A 26,587-nucleotide genomic window follows, 5' to 3' on the forward strand; every position below is an offset into this window, starting at 1 on the left:
ATGCACACCGAAACAACAAATAAAATAAAATGGCGTCTTCGTTCCTTGTTGTCGGGTTTATTTATTTGTTACTCTTTTGTATTTGTTTTTAATTCCTGCGAGCCGGATACTTCTATGGAGGAATTAAAAACGGCTGAAAATTATTTCCCTCTTGTTATTGGAAAATATATTGTTTACTCCGTTGATTCTATAAGATATCATGAAGTTGCTCCAACAGACACTTCCTATTATGAAGTAAAAGAAATTTTGGTGGATACTTTTTATGATAACGAATCCCGACTCAACTATAAAATTGAACGATATTCACGAACTTCCGATACGGCAGACTGGAATTTAGTAAACGTCTGGAGTGTATTATACACCGATAATCAATTGCAAAAAATTGAAAATAATCTGCGTTTTATTAAATTGGTCGCTCCATTAAGAAATGATATCAGTTGGGAAGGAAATATTTATTTAGGAGGCTTGGACGACATACCGGTGGATGAGGATTGCAACAATCTTTCCTATTTGGAAGACTGGAATTACAGCTATAAAAATGTAGATCAACCCTATACCGTAAATGGAAATGAATTTCTAAAAACCATCACAGTAATTCAAGAAGGCGATTCCAATTTGATCTGGTTCGATTATGCAGAGGAAGTATATGCTGAATTCGTAGGATTGGTGCAAAAAGATTTTTATCATTATTACACACAGGATCTTTCCTGTCCCGAATGCCCCTGGGTGGAAAGGGTGCAATGCGGTTATAGTGTGAAAATGAAGGTTTTGGAGTGGGGAGGGTGAAAAAAATTGACAATTGACAATTGACAATTGACAATTGACAATTGAAACAGCCGGCTTACCCTAATATTCAGGCTTTCGATTTCTAGGTCGAAAAAAATTGACAATTGATAATTGACAATTGAAACAGCCAAAAATTAATTGAGAATTGATAATGAACAGCCACGTTTACGATAAATTGAAGATTTTATTTCCTATTTCCTACTTCCTACTTCCTATTTCCTACTTCCTATTTCCTATGTCCTAATTATGGAATTATCACACCACCTGCATCTATAAAACCATGCTCCCATTTATCTTCTTTGTATCAATTGTAATTCAGATCGCGTTGAATAAACTGGTCGATGAAAAGAGAATAATTAATGGAAGAGTTTTTGTTTTGATAGGCGTTTTACTTTTGTATTTGTTTGTGCTTCCGGCTATTTTAACCAGAACATTGCCTGAACCTGAGCCTGAGGGTGTGAGATGTGGGATGCCGGTTGTTGCGTTATTGGTCGGTCTTTGGATCATAGGACCTTTGATCGCAATTATAACCCATGTGATCTATTATTTTGTGAACGGAAAACAAAAGATATATCCTGACGATTAAAGGTATTTTAAGCTCTTTTAATTCGTTTTTAGCCAACCGGTAATACTTAATCTTTGTTCATGGGTTGGAAGAACTTCGTGTTCAATTTCGCTGCTTTTAAAAAACACACACTTACCACTAATGGGAGAAATCATTTGTTGTTTTTCATTTTGATGTAAACATAATTCACCGCCATCTTGTATTTCCCAATCCGAATTTAGATACATGATCATAGAAAAGGCCCTGTTTTTATTGTTTTGAAATTGGTCGAGATGTTTTTTATAAAAACTATTTTTTTCATACAATGCATAATGAAATTCATATCCTGTAATGCCTGTGTAACAACTGCTGTTTAAAAATTCTATGAATTTATCCATCAGATCAAAAAAACTATTTTCAGAGACATTATCATGTTTCCGGTCGAGCCAGTAGATCAGATCACTTCGAACAGCGGTATTATGTGTAACCAATGTATTATTACCCATGCCGGCAGCAACAAAATCGTTTTCCGTAAAATGTAACAATAAGTTCTCTTTTAAAAGACGGGCAAGTGGCAGGCTTAAAAAATCATCTGCAATGCCAACATTAGTGTCAATATAACTTTGAACAAGCGTATCGAAAGAATTCTGCAAGGTATTGGTTTTAGTCTATAATGGCATAAAACCAATACGGGACACAAAGTTAGCGCTATATTGAATCAATTTTGCATTGAAGTTGCAGAAACGTATAACTAGTTGGAATTATATATTTCGACTCCTGATAATTAATTTTACTCTGTTTCAAGGTATACATGAAAAAAAGTTGTCTCCAATGATAAAATTCCTCCATAAATATGTAGCCTATATTCTGTTTATTTCTGCTTGCGTAATTGGATTATTCAACTTCAAATCCTACGGTATTTCATGGGATGAGGAGGCGCAGCAGTTGATAGGCGAAAAGAATTATAGTTATATTTTTTATGGCGACAGATCATTTCATAAATTTCAGGACAGAGATTATGGAGTTGCTTTTGAATTGCCGATCATATTTATTGAAAAAGCCCTGGGTTTAACCGATTATCGCGATATTTACTTATGCAGGCATGTTTGTATTCATTTATTTTATATAGTTGGTGCCTTATTTTGTTTTCTCCTGATCGATCTGTTGTATGCTAATAAATTGTTGGCCACCATTGGATTTTTGATGCTGATGGTAAATCCTATTTTATATGCACATTCCTTTTTTAATTCGAAAGATATTCCATTTTTATCCATGTTTTTTATTTGTTTTTATATATGCGTTAAGGCATTCAGAAAACAAAAGATTTTGAATTTCCTATTTCTGGGAATTGCGACTGCTCTGCTGATAAATATGAGGTTAATGGGTATACTGTTTTTTTCGGTTGTCCTTTTCTTTTTGGTATTGGACTATTTTTTACCGGTTGCAAATAAGATCAGTGGAAAATCCAGATTAGTTATAATATTAACTTTTATAGCTACTACAGCTTTATTTTTATATGGAACCTGGCCATTTTTATGGGAAAGACCATTTTTCAATTTTGTACTTGCGTTTCAGAATATGTCGAATTTCAGATGGGATGGACTGGTTCTATTTAAGGGTGAATATATGAGAACAACGGCTTTGAGTCCGTGGTATATTCCAACCTGGTTTTGTATTACAAATCCCGTGTTATATCTGGTTTTGGGTTTTGGTGGAGCAGTTCTGGTCATTTTTAATTTTATTCGACGTCCTTTGAATTTTTTAATAAATATTGATCTGCGGAATAACCTGATCTATGGAATTTGTTTTTCTGCTCCGGTTTTTGTTGTTGTTTTTCTCCATTCGGTATTGTATGATTCCTGGAGACAATTATTTTTTATTTATCCCGGTTTTGTAATGCTTGCCATATACTTTATACATAAAATTTCTAACACTAAATTCAGTAATAAATTTTTCAGAGTGCTGTTTATATATTGTTCTTATATTGCTTATGTAATGGTTGTAATAAATCCACACCAACAAGTGTATTTTAATATCTTTGTGAATAAAAAATCACCCGAAAAACTGCGATCCCAATTTGAACTTGATTATTGGGGTGCTTCGTATAAACAATCGCTGTTTTACATACTTAAGAATGACCCTTCTCCTGAGATAAAAATTTCAGTGGAAAATTATGCCGGGTGGCAGAATTATAAGATCTTGCCGGAGCATGACAGAAATCGCATTAAATTTGTTAATATAGAGGAAGCAGATTATTTTGTGACGAATTATCGCGATCATCCCTATATTTATGAGGAATTGCAGGACAAAAGCTGGTTTAAAGTAAGGGTTTATAATAATACGATCAATGAAGTATTTAAATTGAAATGAAAACGCAGATAAAAACATGTTTTATTGTACCCTGCTATAATGAGGAAATTCGTTTGCCTGTTGACGATTTTGAAACATTTTTAAATGTTCATCCCGACACTTTGATTTGTTTTGTAGATGATGGGTCTACAGATAATACAAAAAATGTCTTATTGCAAATATGCGAGCATTACCCTGACAATAGCATTTATCTTGAAATAAAAAAAAATGTCGGCAAAGCGGAAGCTGTTCGACAAGGGGTATTATTATGTAATAGTAAATATGAGCATGAATTTGTAGCATATCTGGATGCTGACCTTTCTACAACACCAGAGGAATGTTTGGAAATGCGAAATTTATTTCTGCAAAAAATTCAGTTTTGTTTTGCTTCAAGAATTTTGCGCATTGGCTCTGTAATAAAGAGAAAACGATATCGTTTCTTGATAGGAAGAGTAATTGCAACTTTTATTTCTACCATTTTGCATTTAAAGGTATATGATACTCAATGCGGTTGTAAAATGTTTACAAAGAAATTATCAGAAGAGGTTTTTCGGGAAAAATTTTATTCCAGATGGCTTTTTGATGTAGAGATCTTTTTCAGGATAATTGAATTGTTCGGCAGAGAACATGTGCAGGATATAATGCTGGAAGTGCCACTCCGTCATTGGGAGGATAAAGGCAATTCCAAAATATCACCCTGGTATTTTTTTGTACTTTGGAAGGATTTGTTTTATATCCGCCAGTATTATAAAAAACGGCAAAACTCCGGTCAATTTAAAAAGTGAGCAATTTTTCATTGCGTTTAATTTTCTCTTACCTGTATCGTGAATGGTAATTTTCACGAATGCAAATTCTATTTCAAAGGATAATATTGCCAATTCACAGACAAACTGATTGAATATACCTAATTCTTTCATTTCTGATGTTTTGATAGAATAGTTTTACATCCAGAAACATTAAATCACCTTAATATGTATAGTATTCAAACAAACGACCTTAGTTATCATTATTCACCAAACGAACAGATCTTAAACAATATTTGTCTGCAAATACCTACCGGTTCCATTTATGGTTTTTTGGGACCTAACGGAGCAGGCAAAACCACCACGCTTCGTTTATTGTTGGGTTTACTGTCAAATCAACATGGAGATATTGAAATATTTAATAAACCATTCTCCACCAATCGAATTGAAATATTAAAGAATATTGGAACACTCATCGAAAGTCCTTCCATTTATGCTCACCTTACAGCTTCTGAAAATTTGCGAGTATGGCAAAAATTATATCAATGCCCTTTAATTAGAATACAGAAAGTACTCGAACTGGTTGGGCTTTCAGATGTTGGCAATAAAAGGGCAGGTAAATTTTCCTTGGGAATGAAACAACGTTTGGCAATTGCGGTTGCTTTGCTGCATGAACCAAAATTATTGATACTGGATGAACCCACTAATGGTTTAGATCCGAATGGAATTTTGGAAATGAGACTATTACTCCAAAAATTAAATTCTGAACTTGGTATTACAATTTTGATTTCAAGTCATATTTTATCGGAGATTGAAAAATTGGTTACACATATCGGAATTATTCACAAAGGTGAACTCCTAATGCAGGGAACATTGCAAGAGTTAATGAACAAACAACAATTATCGAATTTTATTGTGCTGGATACCAGTTCCAATGAAAAAGCATTTTCTATCCTTTCACTAAATATTGCAGACTTGCAAATTAACAATAACAAGATCATCTTACCATTTCTAGAAAAAAGCAAGATAGCTGAAATAAATCAATTATTGGTAAAACAAAAAATTGATGTTTACGAAATTTCTCCTGAAAAAAATGATCTCGAAAATATATTTATGCAATTAATAAACAAAAATTAAAATGAAAAATTTTATATTTAATAGCCTGAGTAGTGAATTACTCAAAATAAAAAATACGGCAGCTTTGTGGCTGGTGGTTGGTGGTTCTCTTTTTATACCCCTGATTATGATCATCATTCAAATAAGTTATCCGGAAAAAACAGCTGCAAAAAACCTCTCGGAAACCTTTTGGATGTCATTTTACAACGAATCATGGCAATCTATGGCCATGTTCTTGTTGCCCATGGGAATAATTTTGGTAACCAGTATGTTAACCCAGCTGGAATTTAAGAACAATACCTGGAAACAGTTATTTAGTAGTCCGCAACCACTCTATTTTATTTTTGTCGCAAAAATGAAAGTGATATTCCTGCTAATGCTACTGTTTTTATTACTTTTTAATATTGGCATCTATGTTTCGGTATTGATACCGGCTTTAATATTTGGAAAAATTCCTTTTCCAACCGACTCAATTCCTGTTTTAACCTTTTTAAAATCAAGTGCTTTATATTTTATAGATTGTTTACCGATAATAGCCTTGCAGTATCTGATAAGCCTTCGGTTTAAAAATTTTCTTGTTCCCGTAGGGGTTGGGTTTGCGCTCATAATAGCTTCTATGTTTGCACTTTCCTGGAAGTTTGGTTACACTTTCCCCTATATCTACAGTTCCTTAAACTATTTTCAATCTTCAGGTACTGAAAGAACTGCTTCTGAAATAAGTTTTCATTGGTTTGCAATCGGTTATTTTGTCCTGATTACCTTTGTAAATTATTTAATATTTAGTAATAGAACCGAAAAGGGATAAAATTTTAGCTTATCAATTTATAATTCATCAAAACCTGTTAATAATTTAATAATGAGAAAAATAGCAGTTATTCTTTTGCACTTCGGTTATTGGGCGATGTATATATTTCTCTTATTTATTTTCTTCGTTCTCAATGCGGCATCACAGGAGAATTTTAGTGCAGATAAAATTCAATTTTTTATCGATTGGACCGAGTTGGTCTCTGCATTTGCCATTGTTCCCGGAATATTTGGATTTTATGCAGGATATTACCTCTTATTTAGAAAATATTTGGTTAAAAGAAAAATAGGTTTACTTTTTCTTAGCGGATTTCTGGTTTCAATTATTGGAGGCATAGCTGGCGCAATGCTGTTAAATGTATTAAAGGGTTCAGATATTATGTTTGCAGATGGATGGAATTCTGCGATCCCGGAATTAATTACAATGTGTTTTATAGCTGCGATTAATTGTATAGTAGGGTTGATATTGCAGGGATTCATTACGGCTTATTCCGATATTAAATGGAAAGAGGATCTGAATAAAAAAAATTATGAAATGGAACTGGCCATGATTAAGTCACAGATAAATCCTCATTTTTTATTTAATACCCTTAACAATATTGATGCATTGATACTTAAAGACCAGGAAACTGCATCATTGTACCTGAATAAGCTTTCAGATATTTTGCGTTTCATGTTATATGAAACAAAAAGCGAAAGAATTCCATTAGCTGAAGAGCTGCTTTTTATAGAAAAATATATTGAACTTCAAAAAATAAGAACTGCAAATCCAAATGCAATAAAATTGATCGTGGAAGGGGAGGTGGGCGACAATACCATACCTCCACTGCTGTTTATACCAATTATTGAAAATGCTTTTACGCACACTTTATTAAGCAGAGATGGTAATAGTATATATATTTATTTTATGATCGATGGAAACAATATTCAGTTCGTTTGTAAAAATTATTTTGATAAAACCCTTCCAAAGTCAAAAGAAGTTGGTGGGTTAGGAATGGAGTTAATTAGCAAACGGCTTAAATTGTTGTATCCTGAAAAACATTTGCTAGAAATCAAAAATGAAAGCGATATTTACATGGTAAAATTAAGTATTTACGAAAATGAAAATTCAGTGCATCATAATTGAGGATGAGCCATTGGCAATGGAGAAGTTAAAGGGATTTGTAATGAAACATCCCGATTTGATATTAAAATCTACTTTTAATAATGGAGCAGATGCTTTGGTTTTTCTGCAAACAAATAATGTGGATCTTTTGTTTTTGGATATTAATTTGGGGGAAATGTCCGGTATTAGGATATTGGAGACTGCAAATATTTCCGCCAATGTAATTTTAACAACTGCATATTCGGAATTTGCCTTAAAGGGATATGAACTTAATGTGACCGATTACCTCTTAAAACCTTTCACCTTTGAACGATTTATGCAGGCAGTAAATAAGGTTGTTAATCCGCTTCCAAAACGCGAACTTGTTGATCAGGCTTTTATCTTTATTAAAACGGAATACCGACTTGAAAAAGTGATGTATAACGATATACTTTATATAGAAGGAATGGGTGATTATCGAAGAATTTTTACGGTCAACAAAAATATTATGACACTTCAAACCTTTAAGGAGTTGGAAGAGGAGCTTCCCAAAACTATTATTTGCAGAGTGCATAAATCGTATATGGTGGGATTACAAAAAATTGATTCTGTTCAAAAGGATGAAATTCACATAGGGAACAAAATTATCCCCGTCTCCGAAACCTATAAGAAGGAATTTTATGATTTGATCAGGTAACACAACATAACATAAAGGGTTTAAAAGTGTTGTATCAGGGGCTATCTGACAATTCTGAGACAAATTGAGTCAATTAATTTGTATCTTTGATTTGGTTCACCGTTTAGCCAATTAGTTTATGATTAAAAAAATTTGCCTCCTCTCAATACTTGTATGTAGTTTTTCCCTTATAAATGCTCAAGGGCTGAATATTAGATCTACACGTGAATTGAATACTTATTATATTGATGGGATTAAACACATATTTCCGGCATCAAAACCCCAAGTGAAATACTGGATTTATTTCAGTGATAAGGATAATTCCTCTTATACAAAATCAGAACCGGGCAAATTCCTTACTCAAAAAGCAATAGACAGAAGAACGAAATTTAATATTTCGATAAATGAAACTGACTTTCCTGTAAGTGAACAGTATGTTAAAGAATTAAATAATCTCGGAATTTCCATTGAAGTAAAATCAAGATGGTTAAATGCAGTCAGTGCCTATTTAAGTGAGGAACAAATAGCAACTATATCTCAACTAACATTTATATCACAGATCAGTAAGGTTAATAAATATAGTAATGTCGACATCAATACAATTCCATTAAATAATACTGCATTTTATAAAAGTGCCGCTACAACAGATATTTCGGGTATTTATGGGAGATCAAAAAATCAAATCGACCAAATAAACCTGGATACTATTCTCCAACTTGGATTTACGGGAGGAGATATGGTAATGGCAGTAATAGATGCTGGATTTTTCGGAATGGATACCGCAACTTTATTTCAAAGCATGTGGGATAAAGGTCAGATTTTAGGTTTTCATAATTTCCCCGACGACAATGATCAGGTATTTAATATTTATTCCGGTTATCACGGAAGTTGGGTATCAAGTGTAATTGCCGGAGATATTGATAGTGTTTTTTCCGGATCTGCACCTGATGTGAAATTATATTTATTCAGAACGGAAATTGCCGATAGCGAATATGTGGTGGAAGAAGATCATTGGTTAGAAGCAGCCGAATTAGCAGATTATATCGGGGTTGATCTGATCAATTCTTCACTTGGATATACCACATTTGACGATAGTCTTACAAATCATACATATGCTGATCTGGATGGAAATACTTCAGTGGTTACAATGGCAGCAGATATGGCTGCATCAAAAGGTATTTTAGTTTGCAACAGCGCTGGAAATGAAGGCGCTAGTACGTGGCATTATGTGTCTATGCCTGCAGATGGCGATAGTGTTTTTTCCATAGGAGCTGTGGATACGTTGGGAATTCACGCTGGGTTCAGTGGTTATGGCCCGACCAGTGATGGAAGATTGAAACCAAATGTTGTGGCACTTGGAGTACTTTCTGCAGTTATGGATCCCGGTGGGAATATTTATAATCTAGGTGGCACTTCTTTTGCATCGCCACTTATTGCCGGTGCTTGTGCAAGTTTATGGGGTGCATTTCCTTACAGAACAAATATGGAAATAATGGATGCCGTGCAACAGAGTGCGCATCTTCATTTAACACCGAATGATTCCATGGGTTACGGAATTCCGAATTTTGGTCTGGCTTTTGAAATTTTGAAGGCAATGGAACCGGAGGATACTGTAATTATTGAAGATACAACACTTGTTACTATTGAGGTGGTGCCAAATCCAGCAAGTAGTTTCTTTTCTGTATTTATAGAAAGTCACTTAAATGAAAATGCACAAATTCAGATTATTAATTTGCAGGGAGAAATGATGTATTCGAAAAATATTTTCCTTGAAAAAGATTTTAATGATTCATTTACCATCCCGATAACCGAACAATATGCATCAGGAATTTACATACTTTCTATTTTAACTAAAAGTGCTAAACAAAGTTTGCGGATTTTTGTTAACTAAATTATAATATCGATAAATTATATTTGATCAATGAAACGATTATTGTTACCGGTTTTTTTCTGTGCGATGGTTATAAGCAATGTATTTTCGCAAGTACATGCTGTTAAAGATTTTGTTGATACTCCAGTTTCGTTTTCAGATACTAAATATTGGGTTTATTTTACGGATAAAAATAATTCGAAGTTTACCTTAGAAAAACCCAATGAATATCTATCCCAAAAGTCAATTGAAAGACGTGCGAAAATGGATATACCGCTTCGGGTCATAGACCTTCCTGTCAGTGCTTCTTATATTTCCTTACTCCAGAAAGCAGGAGTAGAAATTATAGTTGAAAGCAGATGGCTGAATGCTGTAAGTATAAGAATTAAATCTGATTACCAACTTGGTTTAATTTCGATGTTACCCTTTGTAAAGAAAATAGAATATGTAAAAAAATACCAAAGTGTGGATGAAACATTGCCATTGGATAATAACTCATTTTACCGATATTCTGAACTTGCAACAAATGATTATGGTGGAGCATATAATCAAAATCATATGATAGATATTGATTTTCTGCATTCTTTAGGATACTCCGGACAAGGAATTACCATTGCAGTTTTAGATGGTGGATTTTATGGTGTGGATATTGGAGAAGGATTTAAAAGTTTTTGGGATAAGGATCAAATTATTGAAACAAGAAATTTTGCCGACGATAATGACAGTGTTTTTCACAGCACAACACATGGAAGCAATGTATTGAGTATTATGGGTGGAGATATGCCCGGTGAATATATCGGCAGTGCACCTGATGCAAAATTTTATTTGTTCAGAACAGAAGTAACATCCAGTGAAACAGTTGTGGAGGAAGATTATTGGGTGGAAGGAGCAGAGTATGCAGATTTTGTTGGAGCTGATATTATTAATTCATCTTTGGGTTATACCACCTTTGACGATTCACTTCAGGATCATACTTATGAAGATCTGGATGGCAATACAGCAGTTGCAACAATTGCTGCTGACATTGCGGCTAGTGTTGGAATATTAGTTTGTAATAGCGCTGGAAATGAAGCAACCAGTAGTTGGCATTTTATTGGTGTTCCAGCTGATGGCGATAGTGTTTTTACGATAGGTGCAGTTGATGCTAATGAAAATTATGCAACTTTTAGTTCAGTGGGACCAACAGCTGATGGAAGAATAAAACCCAATGTATCGGGCCAAGGAGCCGGAACTGCATATATAGATCAGACTGGAAAGGTTTTGAATGGCAGTGGAACATCTTATTCCTCCCCATTAATTGCAGGAGCTTGTGCAAGTTTATGGAGCGCATTTCCCGAATTAACCAATATGGAAATTATAGACATTGTGCAACAAAGTTCATCACAATATACAGACCCCGATTATTTATTGGGATATGGTATTCCGAGTTTTGCAAAAGCATATATCCAATTAAAGGAATTAAATATCAGTGAAACAAATTTGCTGACTATAATTCCAAATCCTGCAGAATCTTCGGCTACTATAATAATTAATGGTTTAGAAACATCAGATGGAGTTATAAATGTATATGATATTGCAGGGCATATCATTTACACCACAGAGATAAAACTATCTACGGGCGAACTTTCTGCAACTACCCTCATTAATCTCGATCATTTAGCTTCAGGACTCTATTTTGTTCAATTAATTGGGGATGTTTATAGCGAAACAAAAACCTTAATGGTTAAATAATTTTTTTACATTCTCCTACAGATCTTTCGGGTTTTTCTGATCTTTTTACTTACATTTCGAATTTAACCTCATAAATTTTTGTGTATGAACGCAAATGAACAATGTATTAATTCATTCTATACTGCATTTCAAAATAAGGATTTTAAAACCATGCAACAATGTTATGCAGATAATGCTGTTTTTACCGACGAGGTATTTATTGATCTTGATGCCAAAAAAGTGAGAGCAATGTGGGAAATGCTTATAAAAGGAGGGAAGGACCTGCAATTAGAATTCAGCGATGTTAAAGCCGATGAAAAAGAGGGTTCCGCTAATTGGGTTGCAACCTATACCTTTTCTAAAACAGGTAAAAAAGTTATCAATAAGATTCACGCTAAATTTATTTTTGAAAATGGAAAAATAATAAATCATCGAGATACTTTTAGTTTCCCTTTATGGTCGAAACAAGCCTTAGGCTTTACCGGTTTATTATTGGGAAGAACAAAATATCTAAGAAATAAAGTGCAACAATTGGCAAATAAAAACCTAATTAAATTTATGGGATAGAATATTTTTTATTTATAATTACTTAACAGTTTAAACCCTTAAAAATGGCAAGTACCTATCATCAGGTCTATTTACAGACCGTATTTGCGGTAAAGTACCGCGAAGCAGTAATTCATAACACCTGGAAATCTTCACTTTGTGGCGTTATTGGAAATTTAATTAATGAAACAGGTTGTAAAACCTTGATTGTAAATGGTGTGGAAGATCACATTCATTGCTTTTTAGGATTAAAACCACCCGTTTCGATTTCCGAACTAATGAAAACAGTAAAAGGAAAATCCTCGAAGTACATCAACGACAAAAATCTGACCGCAAAACGTTTTGAATGGCAGGAAGGCTATGGCGTTTTTTCTTATAGCCTTTCACACATTGATCGGGTTTTTAAATACATAAAAAACCAGGAAGAACATCATAAAAAACAAACATTCAAAACCGAATATAAAAGAATGCTGGATAGATATCAGGTTCCATATGATGAGCGTTGTTTGTTTGAGGATTTGATTTAATTTGAGTGATCGAAGTCCCTATTTACAAGATGTATCGATCCTTCGGATCTAGATGGCGAGGGTCACGGCCTCCGTATGTTTCGGAGGGACTGAAGTCCCTCCTTACAAGATGTTTCGATCCTTCGGATCTAGATGGTGAAGGGATTTAAGTTTTTCGAGTATAGTTTAGTGGATAGTACTAATCACAGTCCCGAAGGGACGACCTATCTTGTAACCACGGACTTTAGTCCGTGAGTATAAAGTATGATCGATCCTTCCTATCTAGACTGTGACGTGGCCTTGTTTGCCCTATGTTTCGGAGGGACTAAAGTCCCTCCTTACAAGATGGATCGATCCTTCGGATCTAGATTACGGAGGTTGCTTTTGGGTTACATTTAGAATCTGTTTTATGAATATTGTTTTAAGTCCACTGTGAACCCCAGTCCCGAAGGGACGACCCATCTTGTAAGCACGGACTTTAGTCCGTGAGTATAAATATGTATCCAACCTTCCTATCTAAACGGTGGAGGAGCTTGGTTCGCACACCCCAGTCCCGAAGGGACGACCCATCTTGTAACCACTGACTTTAGTCCGTGAGGTAAACGCGATCCCAACATAAGCATTTTGTAATTTCGCAAAAAAAGACACCCAATAAAATTTAATGAACCGCATAGAACGTCTTTCCGCAATTTTAATACAGTTACAATCAAAACGCATAGTAAGGGGACAGGAAATTGCAAAACGTTTTGGAATCAGTTTAAGAACGGTTTATAGGGATATCAGCTCTCTGGATGAGGCTGGAGTACCCATTAGAAGCGAAGCTGGAGTTGGATATTCTTTAATGGAAGGATATAAGTTACCTCCTGTTATGTTTACCTTAGAAGAAGCGATCGCTTTTTTAACGGCAGAAAAATTGGTCGAAAAATTTACGGATAGCAGTACGGAAAATAATTACAAATCTGCTATGTATAAAATAAGATCAGTGTTGGGTGATGCTGAAAAACGATTTTTGGAAAATATCGATGACCATATTCAGGTTTTGAAAAATCCTTATTTGCCGGAAAAAAGTAAAGGTGAAGATCAATTGCAAATTTTTCTCTCCTCCATTGCAGAAAAAACAGTTCTGAATATAGTTTACTTCGCCGCTCACGATCAAAAAACATCAGAGCGAAATATAGAACCTATCGGCATTTTTCATATGGCAAATCATTGGCATGTAGTTGCCTGGTGTCAGCTGAGAAACGATTATCGCGATTTTCGTGTCGATAGAATTTCGAAGGTGGAAACAACTAGAAAATTATACAGCAAACAACATCCAACCCTAAAAAAATATTTACAAAAAAAATCAAAGGAAAAGGAATTGTTTAAAGTTGTAATGCTCGTAAATAAGGAAATTTTATTTCACTTCGGTGAACAAAAATATTATAATGGATTTATTGCCGAACGTGAAATTGACAATAAAATTGAAATGACCTTTCTCTCCTCCTCACTCGAAGGATTTGCACGCTGGTTCATCATGTTCGGAGATAATGCCGACATTGTAGAACCAACCGCATTAAAATTAATTGTTAAAAAACTTGCTACGTTTATTTCGAGGAAGTAGGAAATAGGAAGTAGGAAATAGGAAGTAGGAAGTAGGAAATAGGAAGTAGGAAATAGGACATATAAGAGACTTAGGACATAAATTCTGGCGAAATTTTCCTATTTCTTATTTCCAAAATCTCAAGGTCCCAAATCCTGCGTCCTGTGTCCTTTCCCTTGTCCTTTGTCAAATCCTATGTCCTATGTCATATGTCCTATGTCATATGTCCTATGTCATATGTCCTATGTCCCTTATCGCGCGCTTCGCGCCCTACTGACATACTGCTGTCATTCCTCTATATTTCCTTTGCATTTAAATAAAAACTAAACTTATGTCGATAATTAAAATGTTATTAAAAGAAATGGAGCAGGAAGCTCAATCAACCCGTAAAATGTTATCTAGAATTCCGGATGACAAATACGATTGGCAACCACATCCAAAAAGTATGACAATCAGAACTCTCGCAACCCACATTGCCGAACTTCCCGATTGGATATTATTTACTTTAAATTCCCATGAACTCGATTTTGCAAAACATCCTTACGATCCTTTGGTAATTAATTCAACAGAAAAACTAATGGAGACCTTTGAAAAATCTTTTGCAAATGGTAAAGAAGCACTTGCTACTACAACCGAAGCAGAACTGGAAAAAAATTGGGTTTTGCGCAATGGTGATGATATTTATATGTCATTAACGAAGGGAGAATCCATTCGCCAGGCTTTTTGTCAGATCGTGCATCACAGGGCCCAACTTGGAGTGTTTTTGCGTCTTTTAAATATTCCAATTCCCGGAAGTTATGGACCAAGTGCAGATGAGATGTAGGAAAGAGGAGAAAGGAGAGAGGAGAAAGGAGTTTCAGAAACCAGAGGTTTCTGGAATTAAAATTTCCTAGGGAAATTTAAACTCCTTTTTCCTTTCTCCTCTACTCCTTTCTCCTCTCTCCTTTTTCCTATCTTTAACCCGCACAACCAATTTCATTTATGAGGAGATTCCTTTTTGTAGTAGTTTCTGCTATTCTCTGTCAGCTCACACATGCGCAAAATGCAGTTATTAAAGGATTAATTACAGATGCTGTCACACAAGAACCCTTGATAGGTGCAACGGTATTTCTCAGCAATCAAACCGGAGCGGCAACTGGAATTGATGGCACCTTCGAATTTGAATCAGAAGCCGGAACATACACGCTTACAATAAGTTATGTTGGTTACCTCAAACAATCGAACGAAATTATTATAAGCGCAGGGCAGGTATTGGTTTTGAATAATTCATTAGTGCCCGATAATGGTATTTTAAATACCGTGGTTGTGAGTGGAAGTAAGTTCGAAAAGAAATTGGGGGAAGAAACAGTTTCTATTGATGTTATTAAACAAACTCTGATTAATAACACCAACGATGTTAAATTAGATCAAACCTTACAGAGAATGCCGGGAGTTTGTGTGATAGATGGTCAGGCAAATATTCGCGGAGGTTCGGGATATAGTTTTGGCGCAGGTAGTCGGGTATTATTATTAATGGATGATCTTCCGGTTTTAACTGGTGACGCAGCATTTCCGAGTTGGGATTTTATTCCCATGGAAAATATTGAGCAGGTGGAAATAATTAAAGGCGCTTCCAGTGCTTTGTATGGTTCCAGTGCATTAAATGGAATAATTAATGTGAGGACAGCTTATCCAACATCCACTCCCGAAACAAGATTTTCTTTTTTTAATGGAATGTATTTTTCACCCAGAGATACTGCGCAAAAATGGTGGGATGATGATTTCCCATTTACTGCAGGCGCGAGTTTTGCGCATCGGCAAAAGTTCGGAAGATTTGATCTTTCTACAGGTGCATATGTATATAATCAAAACAGTTATTTTAAAGATATGTACAATCGCCGTGGCAGGGCAAATATCAATACGAGATATAGAATAAATAATAATCTTGCGGTAGGATTAAATGTAAATGCACAAATAAATCGCTCCACAAGTTTCTTTTTCTGGAGTGGAATAGATTCGGGTTTATATATACCGTTTGATGGAACTGCTACTTATAATCAGGGATTTAAGATCACTATAGATCCCTATTTTAATTATTATGACAAAAAAGGTAACAGGCATAAATTATTAATGCGTTATTACGGCAACCACAATGCAACGGCAACAACAGAACAAAGTAATTTCAACGATCTTTATTACGGCGAATATCAATACCAAAAACATTTTGAAAATATAGCTGCAGTACTTTCTGCGGGTTTGGTAGGCAGTTTTACAAAAGTGGTAGCCGAATTATATGGCGACACAACTTTCACCTCCGGTAATGAAGCCGCTTATTTGCAATTTGATAAAAAGTTTTTCGATAAATTAAATATCAGCAGCGGAATGCGTTATGAATTTAATCAGATAGCCGGATTGAAAGAATCTCGTCCTGTGTTCAGATTAGGAGCAAATTATCAGGCAGCTGAATTTACGTATATAAGAGCATCTTGGGGACAAGGGTATCGTTTCCCGACCATTGCTGAAAAATATATTTCCACTTCCATAAGTTTATTAGGCGTATTTCCAAATCCAGACCTCACATCAGAAACAGGTTGGAGTAGTGAGATCGGAATTAAACAGGGAATGAAAATTAGTTCATGGCAGGGTTTTGTCGATCTTTCCGGATTTATTTCAGAATATAATAACATGATGGAATTTACCTTCGGATATTATCCTGATGAAGGAGCATTTTTTCCCTACGGATTTAAAAGTTTAAATATTGGTGCAACACGTATTATTGGTGGTGAAATATCGGTAATTGGAGAAGGGAAATTCGGTAATATTCCTACCACATTAATTGCAGGTTACACATATATAAATCCAACTTTTCAAGACTTCGACTCACTTCAAAACGCCTTATCAAGCGCAGATGAAAATGTGCTCAAGTATCGATTTAAACACACCATTAAATTTGATGCGGAATCAACCATAAAAAAGTTCAGAATAGGGACAACTGTTTACTATTATTCCTTTATGGAGGCAGTTGATGCTGCATTTGTAGATCCGATAATTCCGGGAACTACTATTTATATTGTTCCAGGACTTCAGCAATACCGCGACGAACATAATACGGGTGATTGTATCGTGGATATTCGTGTTGCCTTTCTTATAAATCCGACCAATGAAATATCTCTCATTTGTACTAATCTATTAAATCGCGATTACTCCATACGACCTGCTATGATGGAGGCTCCGCGAAATTTAACGGTTCGGTATGCGGTTAAATTATAGCGGAATTATTATTAGTTAATTCCATTATATACGGCTTCCTGAGCATATTTCCTCACTTTAAATCATGGAAATCGCTGTAAAATGTCATTTTAATTGATCCTATTCTGATGGAATTTTGCATCAATGATTAGTTTTTATCATTATGGTTTAATTCCGGATTTTGGAAGGTGGAAAAGGTCAGTCCTGTTGGTCCCATTGGTTTTTCTATTGATAAACCTCAAATCTCTCACTGCCCAAAACATAATTCCCAATTTCAGCTTTGAAAATCATTCGGCTTTACCCGACGATTATGGTCAGTGGTATAAATGTAACGATTGGGATAATGTGAATGGATTTGGTGCATTTCTTTGGCCTTATGCGAGTCCGGATTACCTCCATACGTCCGGAGGAGTGGGAGTAGATCTTCCTGTTTCCACTTTTGGTACACTTTCTCCTCATGATGGTAATGCAATTATGGGATTGATCACTTATTACCAAACTACCCCTGATTACCGGGAATATTTATCGGTTCCTTTTACAGAACCTATGATAATAGGCAATTCTTATAATATTTCATTTTGGATATCCAATGGAGAGTCGGGTTGGTATTGCAACGGAGGTTGCGACAGAGTTGGGATAAAGTTTTCTACCGGTGAATTAACTCAGGTGGATCATGAACCGATAGGAGGTACACCACATTTTGAAATTCCCGGTATTTTCTGGACAGATGAATGGCAACAGATCAGTTTTACTTTTGTTGCTGATGCTGCGTATGACAGACTCACTTTAGGAAATTTTTATTCAGATGCGCTTACTGCTTTTAATGATTTTGCTCCATCTGGAACAAATGGTGCATATTATTTTATTGATGAAATGGTGGTTATTCCGGATGCTGTTACTACATTAATTGATACTACAATTTGTGATGGCGAATTTTATACCTTGCCAGATGGAACTACAACTAATGCAGCAGGCACTTATACTGTAACACTTACCGGAGCAGGTGGAGCGGATTCCATAATTATTACTAATTTATTTTTATCAGCTGTTTATAACGAGATTACAAACGCAGAAATATGTGAAGGAGAAAATTATATTTTACCTGATGGTTCCATCGTTTCCACAAGTGGAACGTACATAAATAATTTATTTACTATTGCCGGATGTGATTCAACTATTACCACAAATTTAACCGTACTTCCATTTTTTTCCACCTTTATCGACACCTCCATTTGTGAAGGAGAAAATTATATTTTACCGGATGGAATTATTGTTACAACAGCCGGAATTTATAATACCACACTTATTTCTGTAGGAGGATGTGATTCTATAATTACTACTACACTGACTACAATATCACCTATAATTTTAATTGTGGATGTAGAAATTTGTTCCGGTGCAGAATATATTTTACCTGATGGAATACTTGTAACAGTTGCAGGAACATATACCAGCATTTTAACAGCCGTTTCAGGATGTGATAGTACTATTATCACAAATTTATCCATGGCAACTGAATTTAATACATTTATTGACGCTGATATTTGTTTCGGAGAATCTTATATTCTGCCAGATGGCACATCAACTTCTTTAAGCGGAACCTATATAACAAATTTTGTTGCAGCCGGTGGATGTGATTCGGTAGTAACAACAACGTTAATTGTTCATGAAAACCCTGTTGCAATTTTTAATCTGCAGGATTTTGTATGCCTTGAATCCGTTCCAATAATTCTGGATGCAACTCCCGAAGGGGGGATTTATTCCGGCACCGGAGTTAGTGATGATACCTTTGATCCGGAATTGTCCGGAGTGGGTGGACCCTTTGAAATAATTTATACAGTAACGGATGTATATGGATGTTCAGATACAATTAATGATTTTATTAGCGTAATACAAAATTTTGCAAATGCAGGTTATGATACAACTATTAATGCCGGTTCTTCTTCCTTTCTCCATGGTGATTCAGGAGGAAATTATTTATGGTCGCCACCCGATGGTTTAAATTGTGTTGATTGTGCAAATCCAACAGCAACTCCTTTTTCTACAACTACCTATCTTTTAATTTCCACGGATGAATATGGATGTATGGCTTCGGATGAGGTAACAGTGAATGTAATAGGTTCTGTTGATCTGAATATTCCAAATGCATTCAGTGCGAATAACGATGGAATAAATGATATTTACCATATCATATTAAACGGGGCACAACTTATCCATTTTTCTGTTTACGACCGTTGGGGACAATTGATCTATTTTACGGAAAGTGGACCAATTGCATGGGATGGAACGTCAAGTGGCAAGGACCAGGAAATGGGGGTTTATGTGTATAGAATAGAATACGAGTTGAATGGAGTTACAATTTTGCGATCAGGAAGTATTACTTTGTTAAGATAATATTTCGTTTTGCATTTTTAATTTTGATAAGTTCTTCTTTTTAGGTCTATTTGCACGAATATCATTTATGACCTTAGCTGCACTTGCCGAAAAATTGAGAAAAAGACTTACCGAATATCGGCAGAAAAATCGTTTTGATACCAAGATAAATTCTGCAATTAATTGTATAGAGATTGCGCTTGGCCTTACAGAATTTGCATTGGACAAGAGCAGACCAATTGAAGTTTACGAGGAAAGTTGGTTTGAGGAAAGTTGGACTATTATCAAACCCTTAGAAGATACCGAATGGGAAGATATTATTGATCTTTACCGCACTCTGGGATTTAAATTAAAGGAGAGAAATTGGTTCAGACCTTAAGGATATTTATTTCACAACGGGCAACACTACAGTGCCTGTATCGTTGGATAATTTATTGATAAAAGTTTGTAATTGCATCGATTCGCGAAGACAAAGCATGATCTCATCATAATTATTATTCGTTGATTCTGCTTGTAATTCTTTTATTCTATTGTCCACATCCGACTTCATTTTAATGATCTTCTTCAATTTCAACATGGAAATGGATTTCACGATATCCTTGCGAACAAGAAATTGTTTTTCGGTGATGGGAACATCATGCATTTTAAGCCAGTTATCACTTAATTCATAAGGTGATTGCAAAAGATCCAGTGTCAAACTTTTAACTGACTCATCCTCATGCGAAATAAAAAATACCTGAGGTAAAAATTCGTTATGTTCGTAATAGGTTCTGTATTCGTCTATTATTTTTTTATAAACACCGTTTTCAATTTCAACATCCGTTAAATTGCGCAGGATACGTGCTATGGCATTTTCTCCCTCTACTTCAAAATTGCTATTCTCCAATAATAATCTAACAATATCGCGCTCCTGTGGCTCATCTAAATGGAAGGTAAATACTTTCGTTTCTTTTATTAACGGAACATCCGGTTGCGATTCATAGGATGCCTTATCGCCGGGATGTAATTTATTGGAAGCCTTTTGTCGTAAAATTTTATTTACCTCAGAGATCAATAAATGTTCTTCTACATTTAATGCTCTGGAAGTTTGTTTTAGATATAAACTTCTAACAATGGAGTCGGGGATAAGTGAAATACTCTGAACAATATCTTTAATGATTCCCGCAATTTTTACAGGATCGCCTTTAGCTTCCTCTAAATAAAGATCTGTTTTAAGGGTGATAAGATCTTTTTTATTGTCGGAAATATATTTAATGAAACCGTCGGCTCCCAATTTTTGCACGTAAGTATCCGGATCATCCTCCGCAGGAAATAAAACTACTTTTACGTTTACGCCTTCCTCAAGAGCAATTTCCAATCCGCGAATAGCTGCTTTTACTCCTGCACTATCTCCATCATATAAAATTGTGAGATTAGAAGTATAACGTTTTATTAATCTTACCTGATCCTGAGTAAGTGATGTTCCCGAAGAAGCTACCACATTTTCTATTCCACTTTGAAATAAGGAGATCACATCCATATATCCTTCCACCAAATAACACTCATTGTGTTGTGTTATAGCCTTTCTCGCCTGGTAAATTCCATATACGATCTTACTCTTAAAATAAATTTCTGTTTCCGGAGAGTTGATATATTTGGGAATTTTTTTATCTGCACTTAACGTTCTTCCCCCAAATCCCAAAACCTTTCCGCTTACACTGTGAATCGGAAATAATATCCTCCCCCTGAAAAAATCTTTATTGTATTGTGTGGTTAATCCTAATTGTTGTAATAATTCTGTTTTATAACCTGCACTAATTGCATTTTTTGTAAAAATATCTCCTTCTGCAGGGCAATAACCCAATTTGAATGTTTCTATTGTTTCAGGACGTAATCCCCTTTCTACAAAATAACTCAAACCAATATTTTTGCCTTCTTCGTTATTCAATAAATAATCGGAGAAATAATTTTGTGCGTAACTATTAATAATATATAAACTCTCTTTTCGGCTCTCCTCCACTAATTCCTCATTAGTGCGTTCTTTTTCTTCAACCTCAATATTATATTTAACTGCCAGATATTTAAGAGCCTCACGATAAGTGAAATGTTCATGCTCCATAATAAAAGAAATGGAGTTTCCGGCCTTACCGCATCCAAAACATTTATAAATACCTTTTGGGATGGAAACTGTGAAGGAAGGAGTTTTTTCGTTGTGAAAGGGACAAACACCTATAAGGTTAACACCCCTGCGTTTCAACTGCACAAAATCCCCTACAACCTCCTCAATACGAGTAGCATCAACTATTTTGGCAATCGTCTCCTTAGAAATCACAGTGCAAAAGTAAACAGAAATCAGTTCACTTTTAGGAGTAATGAGTAATGAGTTATGAGTGTCGAAAACCAAAAGATCATGCTTCGGGTTTAGTATTTAATTTGGAGAAAATAATTCTTCATTATGTAATTGTAAGCAAGTCCTACTTCCTATGTCCTATTTCCTACCTCCCTTTCCATGAGTTATAAGTGTCGAAAACCAAAAGATCATGCTTCGGGTTTAGTATTTAATTTGGAGAAAATAATTCTTCATTATGTAATTGTAAGCAAGTCCTACTTCCTATGTCCTATTTCCTACTTCCCTTTCAATGAGTAATGAGTAATGAGTAATGAGTTATGAGTGTAGTAAGCCAAATGATGATGCTTCGATTTAGAATTTAATTTGGAGAAAATAATTCTTCATTCTGTAATTATAGCAAGTCCTACTTCCTATTTCCTATGTCCTATTTCTTATTTCCCTTTCCATGAGTTATGAGTGTCGAAAACCAAAAGATCATGCTTCGGGTTTAGTATTTAATTTGGAGAAAATAATTCTTCATTATGTAATTGTAAGCAAGTCCTACTTCCTACCTCCCTTTCCATGAGTTATGAGTGTCGAAAACCAAAAGATCACGCTTCGGGTTTAGTATTTAATTTGGAGAAAATAATTCTTCATTATGTAATTGTAAGCAAGTCCTACTTCCTATGTCCTATTTCCTACTTCCCTTTCAATGAGTAATGAGTAATGAGTTATGAGTGTAGTAAGCCAAATGATGATGCTTCGATTTAGAATTTAATTTGGAGAAAATAATTCTTCATTCTGTAATTATAGCAAGTCCTACTTCCTATGTCCTATTTCCTATGTCCTATTTCTTATTTCCCTTTCCATGAGTTATGAGTATCGAAAGCCAAAAGATTTTGCTTCGGGTTTAGTATTTAATTTGGAGAAAATAATTCTTCATTCTGTAATTATAGCAAGTCCTATTTCCTATGTCCTATTTCCTACTTCCCTTTCCATGAGTTATGAGTTATGAGTTATGAGTAATGAGTGTAGTAAGCTAAAAGATTATGCTTCGGGTTAGAATTTAATTTTGAGAAAATAATTCTTCATTCTGTAATTAGCTGTCCTACTTCCTATGTCCTATGTCCTAGGTCTCTTTTTGGCATGATTGTGGAATTCACCATATAAAAAAGGAGGAATTATGAAAAATGTACTACCTAAACTAATGATTGTAATGTTATTTAATTTGCAAAGTGTATTCGCGTACCCTCCCCATGCTTACGATTACAATTTGTATAATGCATCAACATTTGAAATTAAATTAACGGGAAACGGTTTCATGACTGTTTCATTGGATGGAGAATATTTCGGAAGTCCGGTTAAAAAGTTTTCTTTAAATAATATTCCTGCAGGAAATCACTTTGTGGAAATATTCACTGAAAAAATTCAGCACAGCGGATATTATTCCAATACACAAAGAGTAAAAATTTATTCCGGAAATGTATATATTAAACCATCTTCCCTTATAAGTGCTGTGGTTGATAATTTTGGAAGGTTTTATATTAAGAATGTGCAACAATTAATGACTTATACGGAGCCATATTATGAGCCTTATGATCCTTATTGTCAGCCTGTTGTTCATCAACACGAAAATTATTACAATGCTCCCATCATTATGCAGGAACCTGCATTTAAACAACTCTTGGATGTGATAGAAGATCAGTGGTACGACGATTCCAAATTGCAGGTTGCACAACAAGCTTTGCAAAGTAATTGGTTCACCACTGCACAGGTTGCACGAATGATGAATACAATGTGGTACGAAGATACCAAATTGGAACTGGCGAAAAGCGCATATTCAAAAGTACTCGACAAATCAGATTATTATCTGGTTAACAAAGAATTCTGGTATAGCAGCAGCGTGGAATCTCTAAGTAAATATATTCTTACAGTTCGTTGATCAAGTATGAATAGGTGGCCTCCGGCGATTAATTTCACCGGAGGTTTTTTTATTTAAATTTATGCTAATTTGGTGCGATAATTCATGAATATGAAAAAAGCGCTGATTTTTTTGTTTGCAATTCAAATAATTGTAGTTGTAAATGCAACAAATTATTATATCTCTCCCGCGGGTAATAATGCAAATTCAGGAACTTCGACAATATCACCCTGGAAAACAATACAGTATGCACTTAATCAGGCCAACGATGGAGATATTCTGCATGTAATGGCCGGAACTTATACCGGTAAGCTGAGCTGGAACGATGGGGGAGTGGCGGGAAATTATATCACTCTGCAAAATTATAACAGTGATGTTGTGATACTAGAAGGTAGTACTATTGGCAACAACCAATCGCTAATGTATATCGAAAATAAAAATTACATCAAAATAGACGGACTAAAATTTACTGGTCATAATGGTTCTTATCAACCCATAATTAATCTTTATGGAAGTTGCAGTAATATCGAAATAACTAATTGCGAATTTTATGGAACAAATTGTGATGAAAGTTATGCCATTTTATGCGAAGGAAGTGGAGATAATATTTTAATTCAAAACAATTATATGCATGATCTCATGGGATTTAATGCTGCAGGTATTTTATTTGTAGGATCTCATGTTGTTACTCCATTTTCCAATATTACAGTTTCCGATAATCATTTACAAACCGTAGAACCCGCACCTAGTGAGGGAATTGCTTTAAATGGAAATATCAACGGATTTTTGATCTCAAATAATTTATTGGAAGATATTAATAACATCGGTATTGTAATGATAGGAGGGGAGGATTGGGTGAATACCAATGATGCAGTGAATTTTGCAAGAAATGGAGTATGTAAGGGAAATACAGTTATAGATGCAAACTCCATTTACGGTGGAGGATATGCTGCCGGTGTTTATGTTGATGGAGGAAAAGATATTATAGTGGAAAATAATACGATAACTGGAAGTGATGTTGGTCTGGAGATCGGTTGCGAAAATCAGGGATTTATTGCAGAAAATATTACTGTTAGAAATAATATCATATACAAAAATGAAAAGGCCGGACTTGGGTTTGGCGGGTATGATTTTCCATCTACAGGAATGGTGCAAAATTGCACTTTTACAGGAAATACCGTTTTTGACAATGACATATTAAATATCGGATTCGGACAATTATGGGTGCAATATGCCTTAAATTGTATTGTAAAAAATAATATCTTTTATACTTCAACAAATGCATGGATGGTTAATGCAGAAACCACCGACCTTACCTTTAATAATAGCTATAATTATAATTTATTTTATTTTCCCGCCGGTGCTTCAGTTGCGAAATTCTTTTTTGATAATAATTATATTGTTGGATTTGAAAATTTTAGATCAGCAACCGGAGAAGACAATGAATCAATTTTTACAGACCCTTTGATGGTTGATATTTTGGCACCTGATTTTCATTTATTACCCGGTTCGCCATGTATTAATGCTGGAGACCCGACCTATGATGATGGTCCATTAGATATTACTGATCTTGATATGGATGCTGAAATTCGGGTTGCGAATTTTATTGTAGATATTGGAAGTGATGAAAGTTCAATCTCTCCTCTTTCAATATCATCCCTAATTACTCCGGTTACTTGTTATGGTTCCTGTAATGGAATACTCACTTTAAATGGTATTGGAGGTTGTGGATCTTATACTATAGAATATAAACCATCAGGCTTGCCGTGGATGTTGTATCCCGGTCCCGTTAACGATCTTTGTGCAGGAAATTATAAAGTGAGAATTACGGATGCATGTGCTGAAACCGTAATAAATAATTTAATAATAACTCAAGATCCATTATTAAATATTTCAATTACGGGAATTGTAAATGAAACTGTTGCCGGTGCATCGAATGGAAAAATTACAGTAAACAGCAGTGGTGGATTTGGTGCAAAACAATATTCAAAAAATGGTGGTTTAAGTTGGCAGACATCCAAAAAATTTATCGGAATGAGCGCGGGGGTTTATACTATTTTGGTGAAGGATGCGCATAATTGTATCAATAGTATTATTGCTGAAGTGGGAGTGGGAATGCGGGAAGGAATAACATCAGCTTTCACCATTTATCCAAATCCAGCCACAGACGAATTTACAATTTATGTGGGGGAAGAAATGAAGGAGAAAGCATTGTTAAATATTTATTCTCTTACAGGTGAACTTGTAATGGCCGCAGATTTAAATTTGTTGGAAGGTGCAGTTTCTATCGACCCAACATTTAGTAAGGGGGTTTATTTTGTAGAAATTATATCAGGTGATTTCCGATCAATTCAAAAACTGATACTGGAATAGTACCTTAAAACAGCACAATAATTTATATTTTTGCCCGTTAACCAACCAAAAACACTGTGAAAAGATAC

General features: G+C 34.9%; 21 protein-coding genes. 19 read left to right on the plus strand and 2 right to left on the minus strand.

Annotated elements, in window-relative coordinates; all coding sequences use genetic code 11:
- Positions 1–786, plus strand: coding sequence for a hypothetical protein (locus IPI31_12645; protein MBK7568661.1), 786 nt, complete (start codon positions 1–3; stop codon positions 784–786).
- A gap of 280 nt (positions 787–1,066) precedes the next feature.
- The gene (locus IPI31_12650; protein ID MBK7568662.1) at positions 1,067–1,372 is read left to right on the plus strand and encodes a hypothetical protein; all 306 of its coding nucleotides are present in this window, start codon (positions 1,067–1,069) and stop codon (positions 1,370–1,372) included.
- Between the two features lie 17 nt (positions 1,373–1,389).
- Here IPI31_12650 and IPI31_12655 read toward each other — a convergent pair whose 3' ends face one another.
- A complete protein-coding gene (locus tag IPI31_12655) occupies positions 1,390–1,983 on the minus strand; it encodes a 2OG-Fe(II) oxygenase (GenBank protein MBK7568663.1) in 594 nt (197 codons plus the stop codon).
- A gap of 178 nt (positions 1,984–2,161) precedes the next feature.
- Here IPI31_12655 and IPI31_12660 point away from each other — a divergent pair, with 178 nt between their 5' ends.
- The 15 genes from IPI31_12660 (at position 2,162) to IPI31_12730 (ending at position 20,296) form a co-directional block, all read left to right on the plus strand.
- Positions 2,162–3,700 carry a hypothetical protein gene (locus tag IPI31_12660; protein MBK7568664.1) on the plus strand — a complete coding sequence of 513 codons (1,539 nt, stop codon included), beginning with the start codon at positions 2,162–2,164 and terminating at the stop codon, positions 3,698–3,700.
- Positions 3,697–4,464 (plus strand): glycosyltransferase, encoded by a 768-nt coding sequence (locus IPI31_12665; GenBank protein MBK7568665.1) that lies wholly within the window; start codon positions 3,697–3,699, stop codon positions 4,462–4,464. The genes IPI31_12660 and IPI31_12665 overlap by 4 nt, the downstream gene beginning before the upstream one ends.
- 186 nt (positions 4,465–4,650) lie before the next feature.
- Positions 4,651–5,559, plus strand: coding sequence for an ABC transporter ATP-binding protein (locus IPI31_12670; protein ID MBK7568666.1), 909 nt, complete (start codon positions 4,651–4,653; stop codon positions 5,557–5,559).
- A gap of 1 nt (position 5,560) precedes the next feature.
- Positions 5,561–6,343 carry an ABC transporter permease gene (locus tag IPI31_12675; GenBank protein ID MBK7568667.1) on the plus strand — a complete coding sequence of 261 codons (783 nt, stop codon included), beginning with the start codon at positions 5,561–5,563 and terminating at the stop codon, positions 6,341–6,343.
- A 51-nt stretch (positions 6,344–6,394) separates the two neighbouring features.
- The gene (locus IPI31_12680; GenBank protein ID MBK7568668.1) at positions 6,395–7,468 is read left to right on the plus strand and encodes a sensor histidine kinase; all 1,074 of its coding nucleotides are present in this window, start codon (positions 6,395–6,397) and stop codon (positions 7,466–7,468) included.
- On the plus strand, positions 7,443–8,123 hold the full coding sequence (locus IPI31_12685) for a response regulator transcription factor (protein ID MBK7568669.1): 681 nt from the start codon (positions 7,443–7,445) through the stop codon (positions 8,121–8,123). Before IPI31_12680 ends, IPI31_12685 begins: the two co-directional genes overlap by 26 nt.
- Positions 8,124–8,388: 265 nt before the next feature.
- The gene (locus tag IPI31_12690; GenBank protein MBK7568670.1) at positions 8,389–9,993 is read left to right on the plus strand and encodes a S8 family peptidase; all 1,605 of its coding nucleotides are present in this window, start codon (positions 8,389–8,391) and stop codon (positions 9,991–9,993) included.
- Positions 9,994–10,023: 30 nt separating this feature from the next.
- Positions 10,024–11,703, plus strand: coding sequence for a S8 family serine peptidase (locus IPI31_12695; GenBank protein ID MBK7568671.1), 1,680 nt, complete (start codon positions 10,024–10,026; stop codon positions 11,701–11,703).
- 84 nt (positions 11,704–11,787) lie between these two features.
- Positions 11,788–12,249, plus strand: coding sequence for a nuclear transport factor 2 family protein (locus tag IPI31_12700; GenBank protein MBK7568672.1), 462 nt, complete (start codon positions 11,788–11,790; stop codon positions 12,247–12,249).
- A 44-nt stretch (positions 12,250–12,293) separates the two neighbouring features.
- Positions 12,294–12,755: an IS200/IS605 family transposase gene (gene tnpA / locus IPI31_12705; protein MBK7568673.1), complete on the plus strand. Its 462-nt coding sequence runs from the start codon at positions 12,294–12,296 to the stop codon at positions 12,753–12,755.
- A gap of 640 nt (positions 12,756–13,395) precedes the next feature.
- Positions 13,396–14,337, plus strand: a complete 942-nt coding sequence (locus IPI31_12710) for a YafY family transcriptional regulator (protein MBK7568674.1) — start codon at positions 13,396–13,398, stop codon at positions 14,335–14,337.
- A 310-nt stretch (positions 14,338–14,647) separates the two neighbouring features.
- Positions 14,648–15,139 carry a DinB family protein gene (locus IPI31_12715; protein ID MBK7568675.1) on the plus strand — a complete coding sequence of 164 codons (492 nt, stop codon included), beginning with the start codon at positions 14,648–14,650 and terminating at the stop codon, positions 15,137–15,139.
- 158 nt (positions 15,140–15,297) lie between these two features.
- Positions 15,298–17,565: a TonB-dependent receptor gene (locus tag IPI31_12720; protein ID MBK7568676.1), complete on the plus strand. Its 2,268-nt coding sequence runs from the start codon at positions 15,298–15,300 to the stop codon at positions 17,563–17,565.
- Positions 17,566–17,688: 123 nt separating this feature from the next.
- Positions 17,689–19,938: a gliding motility-associated C-terminal domain-containing protein gene (locus IPI31_12725; GenBank protein ID MBK7568677.1), complete on the plus strand. Its 2,250-nt coding sequence runs from the start codon at positions 17,689–17,691 to the stop codon at positions 19,936–19,938.
- A 67-nt stretch (positions 19,939–20,005) separates the two neighbouring features.
- Positions 20,006–20,296, plus strand: coding sequence for a hypothetical protein (locus IPI31_12730; GenBank protein MBK7568678.1), 291 nt, complete (start codon positions 20,006–20,008; stop codon positions 20,294–20,296).
- A 6-nt stretch (positions 20,297–20,302) separates the two neighbouring features.
- Here the strand turns inward: IPI31_12730 and IPI31_12735 are convergent, their stop codons facing one another.
- Complete coding sequence (locus tag IPI31_12735; GenBank protein ID MBK7568679.1) at positions 20,303–22,228, minus strand: DNA primase; 1,926 nt, start codon at positions 22,226–22,228, stop codon at positions 20,303–20,305.
- A gap of 1,180 nt (positions 22,229–23,408) precedes the next feature.
- Between IPI31_12735 and IPI31_12740 the strand changes: the two genes are divergently transcribed.
- Together IPI31_12740 and IPI31_12745 are read left to right on the plus strand one after the other, a co-directional pair.
- Positions 23,409–24,167 carry a DUF4476 domain-containing protein gene (locus tag IPI31_12740; GenBank protein MBK7568680.1) on the plus strand — a complete coding sequence of 253 codons (759 nt, stop codon included), beginning with the start codon at positions 23,409–23,411 and terminating at the stop codon, positions 24,165–24,167.
- A gap of 90 nt (positions 24,168–24,257) precedes the next feature.
- On the plus strand, positions 24,258–26,519 hold the full coding sequence (locus IPI31_12745; GenBank protein MBK7568681.1) for a right-handed parallel beta-helix repeat-containing protein: 2,262 nt from the start codon (positions 24,258–24,260) through the stop codon (positions 26,517–26,519).
- Positions 26,520–26,587: the final 68 nt, after the last annotated feature.

It is taken from the genome of Bacteroidota bacterium, assembly GCA_016706865.1.
Classification (GTDB): Bacteria; Bacteroidota; Bacteroidia; order Chitinophagales; family BACL12; genus UBA7236.

What these genes read in the sequence shown, in the direction of transcription:
- IPI31_12730 (MBK7568678.1), top strand. Translation starts at nt 20,006, where the DNA reads ATGACCTTAGCTGCACTTGCCGAAAAATTGAGAAAAAGACTTACCGAA.
- IPI31_12715 (MBK7568675.1), top strand. Translation starts at nt 14,648, where the DNA reads ATGTCGATAATTAAAATGTTATTAAAAGAAATGGAGCAGGAAGCTCAA.
- IPI31_12695 (MBK7568671.1), top strand. Translation starts at nt 10,024, where the DNA reads ATGAAACGATTATTGTTACCGGTTTTTTTCTGTGCGATGGTTATAAGC.
- IPI31_12665 (MBK7568665.1), top strand. Translation starts at nt 3,697, where the DNA reads ATGAAAACGCAGATAAAAACATGTTTTATTGTACCCTGCTATAATGAG.
- IPI31_12660 (MBK7568664.1), top strand. Translation starts at nt 2,162, where the DNA reads ATGATAAAATTCCTCCATAAATATGTAGCCTATATTCTGTTTATTTCT.
- IPI31_12720 (MBK7568676.1), top strand. Translation starts at nt 15,298, where the DNA reads ATGAGGAGATTCCTTTTTGTAGTAGTTTCTGCTATTCTCTGTCAGCTC.
- IPI31_12680 (MBK7568668.1), top strand. Translation starts at nt 6,395, where the DNA reads ATGAGAAAAATAGCAGTTATTCTTTTGCACTTCGGTTATTGGGCGATG.
- IPI31_12700 (MBK7568672.1), top strand. Translation starts at nt 11,788, where the DNA reads ATGAACGCAAATGAACAATGTATTAATTCATTCTATACTGCATTTCAA.
- IPI31_12725 (MBK7568677.1), top strand. Translation starts at nt 17,689, where the DNA reads ATGATTAGTTTTTATCATTATGGTTTAATTCCGGATTTTGGAAGGTGG.
- IPI31_12710 (MBK7568674.1), top strand. Translation starts at nt 13,396, where the DNA reads ATGAACCGCATAGAACGTCTTTCCGCAATTTTAATACAGTTACAATCA.
- IPI31_12745 (MBK7568681.1), top strand. Translation starts at nt 24,258, where the DNA reads ATGAAAAAAGCGCTGATTTTTTTGTTTGCAATTCAAATAATTGTAGTT.
- IPI31_12650 (MBK7568662.1), top strand. Translation starts at nt 1,067, where the DNA reads ATGCTCCCATTTATCTTCTTTGTATCAATTGTAATTCAGATCGCGTTG.
- IPI31_12675 (MBK7568667.1), top strand. Translation starts at nt 5,561, where the DNA reads ATGAAAAATTTTATATTTAATAGCCTGAGTAGTGAATTACTCAAAATA.
- IPI31_12645 (MBK7568661.1), top strand. Translation starts at nt 1, where the DNA reads ATGCACACCGAAACAACAAATAAAATAAAATGGCGTCTTCGTTCCTTG.
- IPI31_12685 (MBK7568669.1), top strand. Translation starts at nt 7,443, where the DNA reads ATGAAAATTCAGTGCATCATAATTGAGGATGAGCCATTGGCAATGGAG.
- IPI31_12740 (MBK7568680.1), top strand. Translation starts at nt 23,409, where the DNA reads ATGAAAAATGTACTACCTAAACTAATGATTGTAATGTTATTTAATTTG.
- IPI31_12670 (MBK7568666.1), top strand. Translation starts at nt 4,651, where the DNA reads ATGTATAGTATTCAAACAAACGACCTTAGTTATCATTATTCACCAAAC.
- tnpA (MBK7568673.1), top strand. Translation starts at nt 12,294, where the DNA reads ATGGCAAGTACCTATCATCAGGTCTATTTACAGACCGTATTTGCGGTA.